18 protein-coding genes and 1 pseudogene are annotated in these 18,220 nt (G+C 36.6%); 15 read left to right on the forward strand and 4 right to left on the reverse strand.

Annotation, left to right across the window (positions count from 1 at the left end; translation table 11 throughout):
• Positions 1 to 108 precede the first annotated feature (108 nt).
• From MKY94_RS02865 to MKY94_RS02895, 7 genes are all read left to right on the forward strand, one after another.
• Positions 109 to 657, forward strand: a complete 549-nt coding sequence (locus MKY94_RS02865; protein WP_151111425.1) for a DUF1541 domain-containing protein — start codon at positions 109 to 111, stop codon at positions 655 to 657.
• Between the two features lie 99 nt (positions 658 to 756).
• The gene (locus tag MKY94_RS02870; RefSeq protein ID WP_144539850.1) at positions 757 to 1,083 is read left to right on the forward strand and encodes a four-helix bundle copper-binding protein; all 327 of its coding nucleotides are present in this window, start codon (positions 757 to 759) and stop codon (positions 1,081 to 1,083) included.
• Between the two features lie 193 nt (positions 1,084 to 1,276).
• The gene (locus tag MKY94_RS02875; RefSeq protein ID WP_144539848.1) at positions 1,277 to 1,960 is read left to right on the forward strand and encodes a hypothetical protein; all 684 of its coding nucleotides are present in this window, start codon (positions 1,277 to 1,279) and stop codon (positions 1,958 to 1,960) included.
• A gap of 11 nt (positions 1,961 to 1,971) precedes the next feature.
• Positions 1,972 to 2,463 (forward strand): Cys-tRNA(Pro) deacylase, encoded by a 492-nt coding sequence (gene ybaK / locus MKY94_RS02880; protein ID WP_144539846.1) that lies wholly within the window; start codon positions 1,972 to 1,974, stop codon positions 2,461 to 2,463.
• A 103-nt stretch (positions 2,464 to 2,566) separates the two neighbouring features.
• A complete protein-coding gene (locus tag MKY94_RS02885; protein WP_144539844.1) occupies positions 2,567 to 3,214 on the forward strand; it encodes a YitT family protein in 648 nt (215 codons plus the stop codon).
• Positions 3,215 to 3,265: 51 nt separating this feature from the next.
• A complete protein-coding gene (locus MKY94_RS02890; protein ID WP_342577959.1) occupies positions 3,266 to 4,351 on the forward strand; it encodes a hypothetical protein in 1,086 nt (361 codons plus the stop codon).
• A 155-nt stretch (positions 4,352 to 4,506) separates the two neighbouring features.
• The gene (locus MKY94_RS02895; RefSeq protein WP_342577960.1) at positions 4,507 to 5,697 is read left to right on the forward strand and encodes a glycine C-acetyltransferase; all 1,191 of its coding nucleotides are present in this window, start codon (positions 4,507 to 4,509) and stop codon (positions 5,695 to 5,697) included.
• Between the two features lie 861 nt (positions 5,698 to 6,558).
• On the opposite strand, the gene MKY94_RS02900 is transcribed toward MKY94_RS02895, so the two are convergent.
• Positions 6,559 to 7,194 (reverse strand): YrzE family protein, encoded by a 636-nt coding sequence (locus MKY94_RS02900; protein ID WP_144539838.1) that lies wholly within the window; start codon positions 7,192 to 7,194, stop codon positions 6,559 to 6,561.
• A gap of 169 nt (positions 7,195 to 7,363) precedes the next feature.
• Here MKY94_RS02900 and MKY94_RS02905 point away from each other — a divergent pair, with 169 nt between their 5' ends.
• Positions 7,364 to 8,323, forward strand: coding sequence for an L-threonine 3-dehydrogenase (locus MKY94_RS02905; RefSeq protein ID WP_144539836.1), 960 nt, complete (start codon positions 7,364 to 7,366; stop codon positions 8,321 to 8,323).
• Between the two features lie 182 nt (positions 8,324 to 8,505).
• On the forward strand, positions 8,506 to 9,807 hold the full coding sequence (locus tag MKY94_RS02910; RefSeq protein WP_144539834.1) for an NCS2 family permease: 1,302 nt from the start codon (positions 8,506 to 8,508) through the stop codon (positions 9,805 to 9,807).
• 259 nt (positions 9,808 to 10,066) lie between these two features.
• On the opposite strand, the gene MKY94_RS02915 is transcribed toward MKY94_RS02910, so the two are convergent.
• Entirely contained in the window at positions 10,067 to 10,408 is a 342-nt protein-coding gene (locus MKY94_RS02915; protein ID WP_144539832.1) for a hypothetical protein, read from the reverse strand.
• Positions 10,409 to 10,946: 538 nt separating this feature from the next.
• Between MKY94_RS02915 and MKY94_RS02920 the strand changes: the two genes are divergently transcribed.
• The 5 genes from MKY94_RS02920 to MKY94_RS02940 all read left to right on the forward strand — a co-directional run bounded on the left by MKY94_RS02920 (position 10,947) and on the right by MKY94_RS02940 (position 16,574).
• Entirely contained in the window at positions 10,947 to 11,927 is a 981-nt protein-coding gene (locus MKY94_RS02920; protein ID WP_144539830.1) for an NADPH:quinone reductase, read from the forward strand.
• Positions 11,928 to 12,331: 404 nt separating this feature from the next.
• The gene (locus MKY94_RS02925; protein WP_144539828.1) at positions 12,332 to 13,021 is read left to right on the forward strand and encodes a response regulator transcription factor; all 690 of its coding nucleotides are present in this window, start codon (positions 12,332 to 12,334) and stop codon (positions 13,019 to 13,021) included.
• Positions 13,018 to 14,256 (forward strand): HAMP domain-containing sensor histidine kinase, encoded by a 1,239-nt coding sequence (locus tag MKY94_RS02930; protein ID WP_144539826.1) that lies wholly within the window; start codon positions 13,018 to 13,020, stop codon positions 14,254 to 14,256. Before MKY94_RS02925 ends, MKY94_RS02930 begins: the two co-directional genes overlap by 4 nt.
• A gap of 117 nt (positions 14,257 to 14,373) precedes the next feature.
• Positions 14,374 to 15,381 (forward strand): alpha/beta hydrolase fold domain-containing protein, encoded by a 1,008-nt coding sequence (locus MKY94_RS02935; RefSeq protein WP_225215977.1) that lies wholly within the window; start codon positions 14,374 to 14,376, stop codon positions 15,379 to 15,381.
• Between the two features lie 890 nt (positions 15,382 to 16,271).
• Positions 16,272 to 16,574 carry a hypothetical protein gene (locus MKY94_RS02940; protein WP_144539824.1) on the forward strand — a complete coding sequence of 101 codons (303 nt, stop codon included), beginning with the start codon at positions 16,272 to 16,274 and terminating at the stop codon, positions 16,572 to 16,574.
• Positions 16,575 to 16,668: 94 nt separating this feature from the next.
• Here the strand turns inward: MKY94_RS02940 and MKY94_RS02945 are convergent, their stop codons facing one another.
• Together MKY94_RS02945 and MKY94_RS02950 are read right to left on the reverse strand one after the other, a co-directional pair.
• Entirely contained in the window at positions 16,669 to 17,139 is a 471-nt protein-coding gene (locus tag MKY94_RS02945; RefSeq protein ID WP_342577961.1) for a DinB family protein, read from the reverse strand.
• An 89-nt stretch (positions 17,140 to 17,228) separates the two neighbouring features.
• A complete protein-coding gene (locus tag MKY94_RS02950; RefSeq protein ID WP_342577962.1) occupies positions 17,229 to 17,477 on the reverse strand; it encodes a YesK family protein in 249 nt (82 codons plus the stop codon).
• Positions 17,478 to 17,745: 268 nt separating this feature from the next.
• Between MKY94_RS02950 and MKY94_RS02955 the strand changes: the two are divergent.
• Positions 17,746 to 18,159: pseudogene (locus MKY94_RS02955) on the forward strand (ATP-binding protein); the annotation flags it as partial.
• Positions 18,160 to 18,220 lie beyond the last annotated feature (61 nt).

An 18,220-nucleotide genomic window follows, 5' to 3' on the forward strand; every position in this document is an offset into this window, starting at 1 on the left:
GAGAACGGCTGCTGAAGTAGCGGTCGTTTTCTTTAATTTAATTAAGGTTCAAGGCCAAAAAGGCTTTCAAATATTTATTGGAGATTAACATTAAAAGGAGAGTTATATATGAAAAAAATAGCTGTAACGGGATTATGCACTTTATTTTTATTGGCAGGCTGTGGTGAAGAAGGTGAAGAAACTGCAAAGGACAATAATATGGAGCAGGAGCATGCTCATATGAATCATATAGATGACGGTGGAGAGATTCCCGAGGGCTTAGAAGAAGCACAGAACCCTAAGTTTGAAGTAGGAAGTAAGGCAGTGATAGAAGCTGATCACATGGGTGGTATGAAAGGTGCAGAGGCTACAATTGTAGGTGCTTTTGATACAACGGTTTATGCTGTTTCGTATACTTCTACGACAGATGGCAAAAAGGTAGAGAACCATAAATGGGTTATCCATGAAGAGTTAGAGGCAACTGATGGAAAAGGGATAGTTGGCTCTAACGTTAAGCTGAATGCTAAACACATGGAAGGTATGGAAGGAGCCGAAGCTATCATTGAATCTTCTGAGGATACAACTGTTTACATGATAGATTATGTTTCAACCACTGATGGAACAGAGGTTAAAAATCATAAATGGGTGACCGAGGACGAATTGTCCGAAGTTAAATAGCAGTGATTTTGATCAATATATAGTCTACGCTTTTCTTGTTTAAATCTCCCCTTTAAGGGAAAAATAATAGCGGATACTTAAACAAGAGGAGGAGAAATAATGAATACGAAGTATGAAGATTGTTTAAAGGCTTGCATAGAATGCTTAGAGGCTTGTAATAATTGCTTTGACGCCTGCCTAAAGGAAGAACATATTAAAATGATGGCGGGTTGTATCAGGTTAGACCGTGAGTGTGCAGATGTTTGTTCATATGCGGCTCAAGCTATAACAAGAAATAGCCCATTTGTTCAGGAAATTTGTAAGCTCTGTGCACAAATTTGTGATGCATGCGGAGAAGAGTGTGGGAAGCACGATCATGAGCACTGTCAAAAATGTGCAGAGGCTTGTCGTAAATGCGCCGAGGCTTGTCGCCAAATGGTCGCATAAAAAATGCAAAAAATGGAGACTGTTAGACTATTTTCTGACAGTCTCCTTTTTAGAATTGAAATTAGGTAATTTTAACTAATTGGAGGAAAAATACATAAATATTGAATTGATTATTATGCCTTATATTAAATTATGCCTAAAGTTTATTTCATTATTTTGACAAATTAGGTAGACTGTAAAGAAGGAAATTTGTATGGAAGGGATGGTGAACATGATGAGTTTAGTGAAAGCTACAGGAAATGGGATGTCTAACTTAGTATCTAGTATGCGAGCAGTCCAAAGAAAGGACGCAGGACAGGCATATAGAAAGCATCATGAGTATTTCCAACCGAAAACTCCCTCTTTAAATGAATTGGAAGAACTTTTGCTTGGGAATAAAGAAAAAGAAAAAGACACCCCAGAACTTTCTGCTGCAATTCGTGAATTTCAAGAAATGGAAAAACAAACTATATTGGATATTAAGGGACCTGGCACTCCAATACAAAGCATAGGAGGACCGACACCTGAAAAAACAATTGAGCTATTAGAAAAAGTTCGTAGTCAGGCTTTAGCAGAAATGCCTGCGACACCTCAGCATTTACTAGTGGCTGCAAATGCAACTTCGAAAATTAGACAAGAGGAAGCCCAACTAACGTTAAATGAAATGGCGAATAGACAAATTGAGTTAGAAACTCAGAGGCAAAAAGAAATGGAGGCTGAAGTTTTTAATCGTTCTATGCAGGTGGACTTTCAAACACCAAAAGTGTTGGAGGAAGACTTACAGAGCCTTCAAACTAAACGTTTAAAAGAACAGGCTATTGCTAAATATTCGTATCAAGTTCATTTAAGAAAGTATGGCTTTTCGGATCAGCAACCGAGCTTCTTCCAAATAGCATAGGAGTAATAAACATGACTAAAAAACAGAAGACCAATGCTGTTCGTATGTTAGAACAGCAGAAAATAGCTTTTGATTTAATCGAATACGAGCTGACTGGTGATCAAGTCGATGGGGTAACTGTAGCAAACAAAATAGGCTACCCCGTTTTTGTCGTGTATAAAACATTACTAGTTACCGCTGGTTCAAATAAATACTATGTCTGCATTATCCCTGTGGATCAAGAGCTAAATCTCAAAAGTGTGGCAAAGGAAGTTGGAGAGAAAAAGGTGGAGCTGTTGCATCTAAAGGACCTTTTGCCAACGACTGGTTATATCCGGGGAGGCTGCTCACCAATAGGGATGAAAAAGCTGTTTCCGACAATTGTAGATAGTAGCGCCGAAAACAACGACTATATTATCGTTAGCGGAGGAAGGATAGGGCTTCAAGTGAAGCTTTCGCTAACTGACCTACTCCGTATGACTAAAGGGAAAACGGCAGTAATTAGCAATTCCAAAAATGACTAGCAATCTTTTCTTAAGCGACTATAATAGATATAGTATTAAATGATTCCATTCCAACTTTTTAGTTGAGAATGGTTTTTTCGTTAAAGGAAAGTAGGATAGAAACATGAAGGAACTTGTTTGGCGTTGGATCTTTTTTATAGTGGGTATAACGATTATGTCCTTAGGGATTTCGATGACTATAAAAGGATATTTATTTGGTATTGGGCCTTGGGATGTTTTGCACGTTGGTCTTTTCAATCATTTAGGATTATCAATCGGCACATGGGCTATTTTAACGGGTATCATTATTGTGTTGATTACGATCATCAGTACAAAAAAAATTCCTGCATTAGGGACATGGCTTAATATTTTGTTTGTAGGATCATTTATCGATATGTTTAATTGGTTACTGCCCAATCCAACAGACTTGTTGGGACAGTCAATCATTTTTATATTAGGAGTTATGGTGATGAGCATAGGGATCGGGATTTACGTTTCACCGAATCTAGGAGCGGGACCACGTGATTCTTTAATGCTTCTCATAATAGAAAAAACAGGTTGGAGCTTAAAGAAAGTGCGGACAGGCATTGAAGTGATAGTCGCGATTGTCGGTTGGATACTAGGAGGCCCAGTTGGCATTGGTACAATACTTATCGCAATAGGGCTTGGACAATTAGTACACTATACATTACCTGCTTCGCAAAAATATTTGAATAAAATAAGTGGTTATACACTACCATTCGTGAAGAAGAGCGCTGAGAAACATATATGATTCTCAGTGCTTTTCATATTTTTGGTTGCTGCAGCATACATTATCTATTGAATGAACGATAGAAAGGATGACTATTTGAACGGAACAATTACACACTTTATGGGGAAATCTTATACGGGACAAGGTGTTAAAAACTTCTATAAAGAACTCATTCAAGAAGCGAAAAAGGTATATTTTTTTAAAGGCCCAGCAAGCTCTAGACTCTCCGAAACCTTAAAAGAAATTGGATATGCAGCTATACGAAGAGGGAATGATATGGAATGGTTTTTAGATCCGCTCGACGAGGACGCTGTAGAGGCTGTTTATATTGTTGACACAAAAACACTTTATCTTCAAACGAATACGATTGATCCTTTCTTCTATGGGGCAGGGCATGAGTGGGTAACTTATTATGATGCCTATAAACTCGACAGGTTACGGGATGTGGGACTAGTTGTCCGCGACAAGCATCTAGAGGGAGAGGCTTGGCTTGCAAAGGGTTTGCAGACCCTATCGAAAGCTAAGCTAATACATGATGACTGGGAGCAATTAATTCAACCTGGAATGGACTGGAAGGGTATTGATTCATTATTAGATGATCTTAAAAAAAAATATATAGGGAATGTGAAACTACAAAAAAATCCGAAGCTAACTCACCGTTTAATGGGTTCTTTAACGCCGTTAGGGGCAAAGGATACGTTTAGTTCAATTTCCAAAAGTTTAAAGACGCGTTTGTATATAAAAGGGCTGCCTGGCAGCGGGAAATCCTCCTTTATGAAAAAATTTGGAGAAGAAGCAAAGTCTCATGGTCTAGACGTTCGCTACATTTGGTGTGGGTTAGATGCCAATAGTATTGATGGGGTAGTGATACCGGAGCTTCAATTGAGTATTGTGGATGCGACTAGTCCACATATTTATGACCCTGAAAGAGAAGGGGATGAAATTGTAGATTTCTTCCCATATATCGACCAAAACCAATGGGCTGAAGAGGAATTGACGAAAGTCAGAGAGGCATACTCAAGCGAGATGGAATTGGCTCAAGATTACATCAGTACTTATTTTGCAGAGGCAAAGCTTATTAAATCACTCTATGACTCTGCCATAGATGAGGATAAATGGAGAGAACTTCACGATAAAATGCTAGAAACAATTGAGTGAGTAGGTTTCCTACTCGCTTTTTTTTATGGTTTTTGACTAGCGTTTGCCAGGTGAAGAAGGCATAGACATTTATTTATCAAAAGAGACATATCTTAGTCTTTCTTCTATAACAATGGTAAAATAAAATGGACTATTTGTTTGAAAGGAAGATGAACTTGTCTAATGTATTAAATAACTTTTTAACAGAAAACCTAGAGCAATTAAAGAGTCAAGGTCTATATAACGAAATCGATCCTGTTGAGGGAGCTAATGGCCCAATTATAACAGTTGGCGGAAATGAGCTAATCAACCTATCCTCCAACAATTATTTGGGACTAGCTACAAATGACGAATTAAAGCGTATTGCAAAAGAAACGATAGATAAATATGGTGTAGGAGCGGGAGCAGTACGTACGATTAACGGAACGCTAGACCTACACGTAAAGCTAGAGGAAAAGCTTGCTGAGTTCAAAGGAACAGAAGCAGCAATATCTTATCAATCGGGCTTTAACTGTAATATGGCTGCAATTTCTGCGGTAATGGACAAAAATGATGCGATTCTTTCTGACCAATTAAACCATGCATCCATCATCGATGGTTGCCGACTTTCTAAAGCTAAAATCATTCCATTTAACCACTCTGATATGGATGATCTTCGCAATAAAGCGAAAGAAGCAACGAAATCTGGCCAGTACAACAAAGTAATGGTAATTACAGATGGCGTATTCTCGATGGATGGTGACATTGCAAAGCTTCCAGAAATCGTTGAAATTGCAAAAGAATTTGACCTAATCACGTATGTGGATGATGCACATGGTTCTGGTGTTACTGGTAAAGGTAAAGGAACAGTGAAGCACTTTGGTTTAGAAAAAGAAATCGATTTCCAAATTGGAACACTTTCTAAAGCAATCGGGGTAGTCGGTGGATACGTTGCAGGGAAGAAGGACTTAATCGACTGGTTAAAGGTTCGTTCACGTCCATTCCTATTCTCTACTGCTTTACCACCTGGCGATGTAGCAGCAATAACAGCTGCAGTCCAAATGATCATCGATTCCACAGAGCTTCATGACAAGCTTTGGGAAAATGGTGACTACTTGAAGGCGGGCTTATCTAAGCTTGGATTTGATATTGGTGCATCTGAAACACCAATCACTCCATGTATTATTGGAGACGAAAAACTAACTCAGCAATTCTCTAAACGCCTATTTGAAGAGGGAGTATATGCAAAATCTATTGTCTTCCCTACGGTACCTAAAGGAACTGGACGCGTTCGCAACATGCCAACAGCTGCCCATACAAAAGAAATGCTAGATAATGCCATAGCTACTTACGAAAAAGTTGGAAAAGATCTAGGTGTTATTAAATAGAATAAGATTCCGGCTACCAATTGTTTGGTAGCCTTTTTTTGTGGGGGATACAATCGCAAAGTTTCTCTAAATGGCAGTTAAATATAGGGGAAGATAAACGGATGCGAAGCGTCTCCTAAATGCTAGAAATCGTCTCCTAAGTGGTGGTTGCGCCCCTAAATATGGAGAAATGTCTCCTAAAACGGTGGGAATCGCTCATAAATGGGTGAGAAGTGTCTCCTAAACGCTGGAAATCGTCTCCTAAGTGGTGGTTGCGCCCCTAAATATGGAGAAATGTCTCGTAAAACAGTTAGAAGCGCTCGTAAACGATGGGAAGTGCCTCCTAAATGCTAGAAATTGTCTCCTAAGTGGTGACGGCGCCCCTAAATATGGAGAAATGTCTCCTAAAATGGTGGAAAGCGCTCGTAAACGATGGGAAGTGTCTCCTAAATGCTAGAAATTGTCTCCTAAGTGGTGGGTACGCTCCTAATTATGGAGAAATGTCTCGTAAAACAGTGAGAAGCGCTCGTAAACGATGGGAAGTGTCTCCTATATGCTAGAAATTGTCTCCTAAGTGGTGGGTACGCTCCTAAATATGGAGAAATGTCTCCTAAAACGGTGGGAATCGCTCATAAATGGATGAGAAGTGTCTCCTAAACGCTGGAAATCGTCTCCTAAGTGGTGGTTGCGCCCCTAAAAATGGGGAAATGTCTCCTAAAACAGTGGAAAAGGCTCGTAAATGGATGGAAAGAGTCCCCTAATGCCACGAATTATCGTTAAAAATATAAATGATATTAGTTTATAGTAAAAAGCCCACCGTAGTGGGCTTTTATATTGAAATCGAATGATCTTACTGCCGAGTTCCAAGAATAATTGGTCCACTCATTTCAAATTATTTATCTCTTGCTGAAAAGAATAATAAAGGCTATATTTTTGGACGCCTGTTGCAAGCTCAATGCTTTTGTTCGCTTCTTGTTCATAGAGGTCGTTGTTGCCTTGCTCTTTTGCGATGACAGCTTCGATTGCATGCTGCATCCAACCTTTTGGGAGTTGAACCTTTAGTGTATGAGCCTCATCAAAGTCTCCTTTAAGAGCTTCTACATATGCTAAATAATAGGTTCTTAATGGTTCTTTGCTTATTTGTTTAGCTAGGTGCTCGAATTTAGAGACGTTGTTTTCAAAAAGTGCCAATATGGTTTTATATACTTCCTGCATATAGGGCTGTTTGTGCCTTTTCAAAATTTCCTCTAAGGAGCGTATGATCTGTTCTCGATCGCCAGTTTTCAAAGCTAGCGGGTAAGCAAATATTGGCTTTCGCTTATTCTTTTCTAGATATTGCTCTATCTTTTTCAAATTTTTTGATTTATAAACCGTATACATTTGAGGTACAACTATTAAAAGTAAATATACGGCTACTACTATCAAATAAATTAACCAAAAAGGTAAATTGAAAAAAGTCATAACCATAGTCAATATTACCCCTAGCAAAAAAATGAGTGCATATTTTAATATTTTCATAAATACCTCCTAATTAAACTATTATATCAAAAAATGAAATCGGATATGGTTGTATTTCACGAATGAACACGATATAATTATTACTTGATAAACCTAGTGATATCAAGGTGTTTTATTGATATAATGTACTTTCCAAAAATACAATTGTTTTTGAAAGGGAGAAATAAAGATGAAGAAAATTATGGTTACCGGAGCTTTAGGACAAATTGGTTCGGAACTAGTTGCGAAACTACGAAAAGAATATGGTTCAGACAATATTTTGGCCACAGACATTAGACATATATCATCGTCAGTAACAGAAAATGGTCCATTTGACCTTTTAGATGTGACTGATGGAGAGAAAATGCATCAGCTTGCGAAGAATTTTCAAGCGGACACTATGATTCATATGGCTGCATTACTTTCTGCAACAGCAGAAGCGAAGCCGCTATTGGCGTGGAATTTAAATATGGGTGGATTAGTAAATGCATTGGAGGCTTCACGTGAATTAGGGATGCAATTCTTTACTCCAAGCTCTATTGGCGCTTTCGGACCTTCTACTCCTAAGAAAAACACACCTCAGGATACATTGCAGCGTCCAACTACTATGTATGGAGTAAACAAAGTATCAGGAGAATTGCTATGTGATTACTACTTTCAAAAATTCGGCGTGGATACAAGAGGAGTTCGTTTTCCTGGATTGATCTCCAATGAGACATTACCAGGGGGTGGAACAACCGACTATGCAGTTGACATTTACTATAAAGCATTAGAGGATGGCGCTTACACGTCCTATATAGCAAAAGGAACATATATGGATATGATGTATATGCCGGATGCGCTTCAAGCGATTGTTGATTTAATGGAGGCAGATCCGACTAAGCTAATTCATCGTAATGCATTTAATGTAACGGCAATGAGCTTTGAACCGGAACAAATTGCTGCATCTATCCGCAAGGAAATACCTTCCTTTAAGATGAATTATGAAGTAGACCCAGTTCGCCAAGCAATTGCTGATAGCTGGCCAGACAACATTGATGCGACTGCAGCAAAAGAAGAGTGGGGCTTTACGTATAAATACGATTTAGACGCAATGACGAAGGATATGTTACTAACGCTAAAGAATAAAAAAACGGCAGGCTCCTTATAAAGGACCTGCTTTTTTTTATAACAATTAATATAAATTTGCGTACTACTTAATTCTTAAAGTGAATGTAAACGGAGAATTTTGAGAATAATGACTTTGAGTAAAAGGGTTGTATTTTATCTCAAAAACGAATAATATATTTAATGTTATTAAAAATGTTCGTGTTTAAGGAAGAAGGTAATAAAATGTTTCGTTTGAAGGAGCATAGTACGAATGTAAAGACTGAACTTATTGCGGGGATGACCACATTTCTCACAATGGTATATATCGTTGTTGTAAATCCGATTATTTTATCGGATGCAGGTGTACCACTTGATCAAGTGTTTATGGCAACTATTATTTCTGCTGTTATCGGTACATTATGGATGTCGCTTTGCGCCAATTATCCAATCGCAATTGCTCCTGGTATGGGATTGAATGCATATTTCACTTACGCTGTCGTGTTAGCGTCAGACGGAAAAATTGATTATTTAACAGCTTTTGCTGCTGTTTTCGTAGCAGGTATAATTTTTATTCTTTTATCTTTAACACCTTTGAGAGAAAAGTTAATAACGGCAATTCCGAAAAATTTAAAACATGCAATTACTGCAGGTATTGGGTTATTTATTGCCTTTCTAGGCTTACGAATGGCTAAAGTAGTTGTGGCAAGTGATAGTAACTTAGTGATGCTAGGTGATTTAACTTCCCCTGGTGTTCTCTTAACTTTATTTGGTTTATTAATCACTGTGATTTTAATGGTACGTAATATAAAAGGTGCATTATTTATTGGTATGGTTATTACTGGTATCGTAGCTGTGTTAACAAATCAACTACATATTGATAAAGTGGTAGCTCTGCCTCATTTACCAGAAGGTATTTTAATTTGGAATCCAATTGAAGCAATTAGCCAAGTTATTTCTTATGGTTTATACGGAGTAGTATTCTCATTCATTTTAGTTACACTCTTTGATACGACAGGTACTATGGTTGGTGTTGCTAAGCAAGCTGGTTTGATGAAAGACGAAAAATTACCTCGTGCTCGCCAAGCATTACTGGCTGACTCAGTTGCGACGACTGTTGGGTCTATGTTTGGAACTAGTCCAACAACAGCATTTGTTGAGTCTTCATCTGGTGTTGCTGTTGGTGGCCGTACAGGTTTAACTAGTTTAACCGTTGCTGTTTTATTCATTGTTGCTTCTTTCTTTGGACCTTTAGTAGGTGCCATATCTGGTGTTGCGGCGATTACCTCTCCAACCCTAATTATTGTTGGTACATTGATGATTGGTTCTGTAAAAGAAATTGAATGGAGTAAATTTGACGAAGCATTCCCTGCTTTCTTAATCATCTTGATCATGCCTCTTACTTCAAGCATTTCAACTGGAATTGCTTTTGGGTTTATCATTTACCCTATTTTGAAAATAGTTAAAGGTGAAGCAAAAAAAGTACATCCGATGCTATATATATTTGCTATCCTATTTGCATTTCAATTATTGTTTTTACCACACTAATAAAAATAAAATGCTCCCTGCATATTTAAGATGCGGAGAGCATTTTTTTAGTTCAGAAGGCTAAAGAAATAAAAAGTAGTTATTTCAAGAAGGTTTTATCTTCTTTAAGTTGAATCTAATTAAAGGATAATAAGACATTGGATCAAAATAGATATCGGAACATAGTAAGTTCTTATTTCACTCTGTGGCACTTCCATCACTTCATTTAGTAAAAAAACCACCAAATAGGTGAGCTTGGGATAAATTTCACTTAGTAGTTTTATTCAATAGCGAACGTAGCAAACCAACCATTTAAAGATCTTACAGCTTGGATTAAACTCATATCACCGAATTCTTCATAATAATGGGTCTCTTGTATATCGGAGAAGTTGGAATAAAATACTTCAATGGTGTTGTCCTCTGAAACAGCTATAATTTGCCCATCTTTGTAACCTATATCGTTCCTTGTTAAATATGAGTAGTCTAAAGTGTCTGAAGCAGATATAACTTGGCCATCTACGTAACTTTTATCGTTCTCGTCTGCAAAAGAATTTGTAGAAAATGAAAAGAACACAAACACTAATCCTATTAAAAACAATGATATGCTTAATAGTTTTTTCATTTACATCACCTTTCTCCATATTAATTTCCTTAATTATACCTTAAAATACAGAATATTCAATAAAGGGAATTAAATACATTTTTTTGAGGTGGATAAGTTTCAATAGATTAGGTTTTTTTTGATGTTTTTTAACATTGGGTCTTAGTTACAGGTCGCTTAGGAAACTTTAATTTTTTTTAACTTATAGCAACGGGTTGGTTCAATAAGAGAAAGCTAATTTGAAATTAATGCTTGATTATATTCGTGCTTAATTTAAGGGGGAATGTTTTTGAAACACGCAAAGTTAAAAATGTACTTTTCGGATAACCGTGTGGATAATGCGAAGGATTACAAGAAATCAATAGATTATCAATTTACGTTATATTTATAATTTTACTTTTCTTTGTGGCGGTATTTGGTAGTTTTCTGATTTGGGCATGGTTGCTAACGTGTGCTAATTTTAAACAAAAAGTAGATTTGGCTATGCAGTATGAAGTGTTATGTGAAAACTGTAAATTAATAATTTTCTGTATATAATTAATGAGAGGAGGTTGACAACATGAAAGCAATTCAAGTTACAAATTTTGGTGGACCTGAGAAGTTAGCATACACAGACGTTGAGGATGTAGTAGTAGGAAAAAAAGACGTATGTATTCGTTTATACGCTGCGGGAGTTAATTCGAGTGATACCTATACATTAACAGGTACATATGCGTTTTGTGTACCGCAATTGCCTTATACTCCTGGCTTAGACGGTGCAGGGGTTGTAGAGGCTATTGGAGAAGAAGTCACAAATATTCGAGTTGGTGACCGTGTATTTATTGCTTCTTTACTGAGAAGTAATAGTACCGGGACATTTGCACAAAAGATGGTGTGTGATGAAACGTTGGTTCATTTGTTACCAGACCATGTATCTTTTGAACAAGGTGCAGCATTAGGGGTACCTGCGTTAACTGCATATCGTGCATTATTTCAACGTGCCTGTCTGAGACCAGGTCAAACTGTTTTTATTCATGGAGCCAGTGGTGGGCTAGGATTACAGGCTGTCCAAATGGCAAAATCTCACGGTGCTAAAGTGATTGGGACAGCAAGTAAGCCTAAAGGTAAAAAAATGGTTAAGCAAGCTGGTGCAGATATCGTCATTGATCATGTGACTGAAGCAACGATTGAAGATGTGCTAGCCTTAACGGATGGCAATGGACCAGATGTAATTATTGAGTTTTTAGCAAATATTAATTTAGAAACAGATTTAAAGCTGATTGCACCATTTGGTAAGATTGTAATCATCGGAAATCGTGGTTCAATAGAAATAAATCCACGTCTTGCAATGCAAAAGGAATGTGATATTTTAGCAACAGCTCTTTGGAATGCACCTAAAGATGAATATGAACAAAGCATTCATGGTGTAATTGGAATGCTAAATAGTGGAGCATTACGTCCGATTATTGGTACTACTTTGCCACTTCAGCAAGCATCGCAGGCCTTTGATCAGCTATCTAAAGGTATAGGAAATGGTAAACTTGTTTTAATAATTGACTAATTATTTTACATAATAAAAGTTAACAAATTTTAGGAAATATTGTACTTAAACTAACGCAACAGGAACTTTAAGAGTCGCGTATTTAATTAAACAACTTTATTGTTAGCGGTTAGAATATTACACCTTTAGGAACAGATTAAGCTAGTGTAAATCTAAAATTAAAACAATTGAAAAAGCAACGGTAAAAGTGCATTGTACACTTTTATCGTTGCTTTATTTCAATAGATGGTTCGCTTTAATATTTGCGCAACAAAGAGTTATTCAATGAAAGTATACAGAAGAGGAGTTATAGTCAAAAAGTTATTCGAATTGCTTTTTTATTTAATATGTGAAAATATAGAGTTCGAAAAAACTATTAAAATAACAAAACAAATGAACTTTAAAGATTGAAGGGATTTACCGTAATGGATCATAACATAACCATATTAATCTGTGACGATAATGTCGCTGTTCATGAAAGTATCAATGCTTATTTACAAGCTGAAGGTATGAATAGCGTGTCTGCTTACGATGGAGAGATGTCACTCAAACTCCTAAAAGAAAACAATTTTGATCTAGTGGTACTTGATATCATGATGCCCGGTCTTTTTGGGACCGAAGTATGTAAGGAGATACGCAAAACTAGCGATATTCCTATCCTTATGCTTAGCGCTAGAAGCGAAGAAGTGGATCGGATTGTCGGACTTGAAATTGGTGCCGATGACTATATAACAAAGCCCTTTTCTCCACGAGAGATAGTAGTAAGGATCAAAACCATACTAAAAAGGGTGCAACCAAAAAAAGAAGATATCCACTATTTAAAAGCAGGAAATCTGTCCATTGATATTGATGGTTATGAAGTTCTGATCAATAATCAGGAAATTGAATTTACTGCAAAAGAGGTGGAGTTTTTGACCTTTCTAGTCAAAAACACAGGGAAAGTGGTCAACCGTGAGGAATTACTGTACAAAGTTTGGGGATATGATTATATCGGAGACACGCGTGCAGTCGATACCCTAATCAAACGAATCCGTCAAAAAATTGCTAAAGCTTCTCCCGAGTTTTCCATAAAGTCCGTCTACGGTGTCGGTTATAAATTTGAGTTATTTGTATGAAGCGGTTATTTTCAAGTAAGCTGTGGATTGCATTTGTCATTCTATTGATATTTATTTCTGGTCAGCTCTTGGGGGCTTTTGCAATCAAACATTACTTTACCCAATCAAAAATTGAAGAACTCCAGCCGCCCCTCACGTTGATCGGAGAAGAGGTTGCGGATGGTGAAAATATAAGAAAAACCGATGATTATTTAATTAAGGCTTATGATGTCCATGGAATGGAAATCAATGTTTACAACGATGAACCAATCTCAAGATTTTCTTCTGATGCGAAAGTAAACAAGGAATTAACCTCGTACTTGCCAAAAATTATCAGTGGCAAAACCGTAGTTGAAATCCAGGAAGTACCGGGGTATTCTGCGCAAGCAATTATAATCGGGCAACCATTGGTCCAGGACAACAAAGTGACAGGTGGTATCTATTTATTAAAAGAGGCACGCGCTTATCAAGCAGCGCTTAATGGTTTTTACCTTGTATTCTTCGTAACTCTGGCTATTGGAACAATCATCATTCTGGTTTTTCTTGCGTTGTTTATCAAAGAGAAAAATCACCTTGAACAAATGCGCAAAGACTATGTCGCCAATATTAGCCATGAACTGAAAACACCGCTTGCATCTATCAAAGCTTTGACAGAGACACTGTCGGACCATGTTGTCAAAGATCAGGAAAAAATCGACCAATACTACAGCATCATCTTGAGAGAAAGTGTTCGCTTAGAAAAACTCATCTCGGATTTGCTTGAATTATCGAGGCTGCAATACAAAAAAACGGCATATACTAAATCAATCGTGAATACAAAAGAAATCATAGCGAAAGTTTCAGAGCCATTTGCTATTTTAGCAGACGACATGGATCTTCAATTTCAAATTACAGAACGTGCGAAAAGTTTGCCCGCAACCTATTCAAATGAAGATCGTATCACACAAGTGCTTACCATTTTGCTCGATAACGCGTTTAAGTTCACTCCGGAAAATGGCAAAGTGACTATCGACGCCAAAACGACAGCTCGTAAAGCGGAAATCATGATAATGGACAATGGCCCAGGTATTTCTAAGGAAGTTCTTCCGCACATATTCGAGCGGTTTAACAAGGAAGACTTATCGCATACAAGTACAGGCAGTGGCCTCGGGCTGTCCATTGCGCTCGAAATCATGGAACAGCTTGGGGAGAAAATCAGTGTGAAAAGTCAGGCTAATGCAGGAACCACATTTACTATCACCTTAAAAAAAGCATAAAATTTTTGGCAGAAAAACGTTCATTTTACCTCGTTTTTCTGCCATTTTTGTGCCACAATGTTTTGTTATGATCAATTTATAGAAAGAACATACAAAACAATTAGGAGTGAAGCACAAATGAAAAAATCTATATCAACAATTTTATCAATGTCCCTAGCAATGGTATTATTAGCTGGGTGTTCATCAAGCAGTTCCAAAGAAACGGCTCCAAAAAATAGTGAAGAAACGGAAACAACTCAGCAAGCAGAAATGAAACAACAGGTTGCTGAGGCAATTGATACCTCTTTCATTAAGAACAAACAATTAGATGTAAAATACGGCAGCCAATCGGAAACGCAAAAGCTGGACATTTATTTTCCCAATGAAGGCGAAGGACCGTTTCCAGTAATCATCGCAATCCACGGGGGTGGATTCATGCAGGGAGATAAAACAGGGACGGACCTGACTGCCATGATAGAAGGTGTCAATCACGGGTATGCAGTTGTAGCGGTCAACTATAGACTTTCAGGTGAAGCGATATTTCCTGCAGCGATTAGTGATATAAAAGCTGCAATTCGTTATGTTAAAGCTAATGCGGAAGAATACAACTTGGACTCTGAAAAGGTTGTGGCATGGGGAGGCAGTGCGGGCGGAAATTTAGCGGCACTAGTCGGTACGAGTGGAGATGACGACTCTTTAAATGGTCAAAATACTGAAAATATGGAATATTCTTCTGAAGTACAAGCTGTCGTTGATTGGTATGGACAAATTGACTTTATGAAACTGGATGAGCAGTTTACGGAATCCGGAATCACTCCAAAAATAGGAGAACGAAGCTCAGATGATTCTCCGGAAAGCAAGTACATCGGAGGAAATATTACCGAAAATATAGAGGAAGTAGAGAAAGCGAACCCGGAAACTTACATTACAAAAAATGATCCAGCCTTTTTTATCCAACACGGAACGGCTGATCCGAACGTGCCAACGCAACAGTCCATTGATTTCTCTGAAAAACTAACAGATGTTTTAGGTGATGAGAAGGTAGAGCTTACACTTTTGGAAGGCGCAGTTCACGGAGGGGAACCTTTTAATTCAGAGGAAAACCTAAAAGAAGTATTTAGTTTTCTCAATCGTGTATTAAAATAAATTCTTGCGGGTGGCAATTTTGCCACCCTATTTTTATTTTATTCTCTTTTTAAAATAGTGAATTATTTCTTTATAGCCTATGGTTATATCACTTAGAATGACGAAGGTTTTGTTTAAAGCTTTCGAAAAACAGTCTTTTATGAGATTGAATTTATAATATATTTTCCCTATTAGGATTGTTTCTTTTTAAAAAGCAAATATGGATTTAAGATATTGAAGTGCTTATTAAGTTAAAAGGATCGTTACCGGCCCCTATGCCACATATTCGCTCTTAATCATAATTGTTATATTAAGGTTATTATCCGTCTACTTTAAATGGAATCTATCACGTAATATTGATAATAATAGAAGTACGGATAATTAAAAAAAACAGGATATTGCTAGCCTTCCCAATGTTTATTATAGGGAGCATCATTATTTTTTATGGTGAACAAATATCAATATATTCGATTGTCTTGTTAAATTAAAGGTTACTTTAATGAAAGATATTGTTGAGCTGCTTAGGGGGCTCTTTTTACTTATTATACTTTTGAAGCAATGTAGTTTAACGAGCAGGTATTATTAGCGCGATGTCGAAGGTATTAATTGAATGAATTATTCTATAAGAAAAGAGCTATTGAATGTGGGAAACTAAAGAAAAAATGAATTATTGGACTGGGTGAAAGTAATATCACTTATGAAAACGATGAACTTTTTATTACCGGTTAAAGTTACGAAGAGCCTTACTTAGCACAAAATTTAGGTGTAATTGCTCTGCCAAATGGATACCTTTTTGTACTAGGAGAACGTCTTAACAGTTCAGATCGTAGAGACCTGTTTTTTTTCTTTAGTAAAATGATGGCTTGTGATATAAATGTTAAATTTTTTTAATAAAAAGTTAGGGGAGTAACATGAGAGTCTTGTTGGAGTTAATACGAGTAATATTTATATTTGCTATTGTAGGTGCAATGTTAGGTTACTTTTTAAAAGAAATGTATATAGGAATTGGCACTTATACTGAAAAATATAACTGGCTAGGTTCTTTAGCTATTCTTATTCTGATTTTTGTACTCTATAGAAATAAATTGCAATTTAGCGGATGGTATAAAGGAAAAGGTAGAAAAAAATTACCGAAAATAGTTTCTAGAATACTTATTTTCAGTTCAATTAGCCTCTTATTATTACCACCAGTACTGAGTTTCTTATTAAACTAACGAAACAGATTGTTGAATAAGAGAAGGGAATCTTTTATGTCCCATATTAACTAAAAAAAGGCATATCACTTAAGTGATACACCTCTAAGATAAATTAATCCCAAACACGTACTCTTGGAACCTCTGCCATTCTTAAGTAATCCAGCAATTGGCCGGTATGGACAGATTCATGATAGGCGACTCTTAGCAACATGTCACCCAAACTTCTTATGTAACCAGAATCAGAACGATCAATTTTAATACTTGATAAATCTTCTTCTGAAAATGACTTAATAGTTTCTAAAAAGTGATTTCTAAATGGTTCTGCAAATTTCAATTCCGCATTTACGCTAGAAAAGGGTTGCTTATCAAAAGGAGATTCAAATACGGCCAAGCTGCCTTGATTTTGGATAGCTAAATGGTAATAATGTTCACTTTCTAGAACATGCCTAATCATCTCTAAACAAGTCATTGCTTCGTCATCAGGTTTCCAGTTTAGTTTTTCTTGGGGAATAGATGTCCAAACTTTTACACTTCTTCTTCGTACTTCGTTGAAATTTAAAAGAATTAAATCAATTGAGTTCATAATTTATTCTCCTTTATTTGGTATGTATTAAATATACACGAATGAACGTTCGATTAAAAGAGAGTGATTGTTGATAACTAACAGGCGCTTTAGTTTAAAAACATTGAAATTCCTGTGCCAATAAGTGAACCGATGGTAATGCAAATAAACATAAAGAAAAACCCCATTGATTCCCAGCCATCCAATGTGAAAAAGCTTACGACAGCGATTACAAATGATACTCCTATTAAAAAAGCAGTAGGTATCCCATACTTTCGATAATTCTTCCTTCGAAGAATTGTAGATGAAATGGTAACTATGATAATAGTAGCTAAAGCTATATAAATAAAGATTTGCACAAAGCTTCTCTCCCTTTAGTGGAAAAATAATCAAATATATATTATTTTATCTGAAAATTAAATCTTTTTGTTACAGTAATTATCAAGAAATATAATGTATCTGTCGTGTTGGAAGAGCGCCCTTTTCTTTTTCCTAATCTAACGGAGCATTAGAGCTTGTTTGATAGATTTATTTTGAATAATTGGAGGTAGTATTCAGATGTTTGAAAAGTTTAATTTTGACTTAATTTATCGTGAACGAGATGACCTCACTCCTCTAGTAGTAATGATGTGTGGTGTGGCTGGTTCTGGAAAAACTACATTCTCCCAACGATTAGAAAAAGAAGGCTTTTTTCGTCTTTCTATTGATGAAGAAATATGGGCTACTAATGGTCGGTTCGGGATTGATTTTCCAATGGAAATGATTGAGGAGTACAAGAAAGAGGCAGAAAGAAAATTGCGAAATCAGTTAATAAAATTAATTCAGGACAAACAACAGGTAGTAATTGACTTCAGTTTTTGGAATCGTGTGAGAAGAGAACAATATAAAAAGCTTATTGAAAAGTACGGCGGTAAGTGGAAACTTATTTATTTAAAAGTTCATCCTGATGATTTGCGTGAACGACTTAAAATACGAAACAAACGTTTTGATGCCAATGCGTTCCCGATTACAGAAGAAGTTTTAATTTCCTACCTTAATGGTTTCGAAACACCAAAAGGAGAGGGAGAAATTGTAATTGAAAAGAACTATCATGTAATATTGC

It is taken from the genome of Psychrobacillus sp. FSL K6-2843 (assembly GCF_038626375.1).
In the GTDB taxonomy this organism is placed as follows: domain Bacteria; phylum Bacillota; class Bacilli; order Bacillales_A; family Planococcaceae; genus Psychrobacillus; species Psychrobacillus faecigallinarum.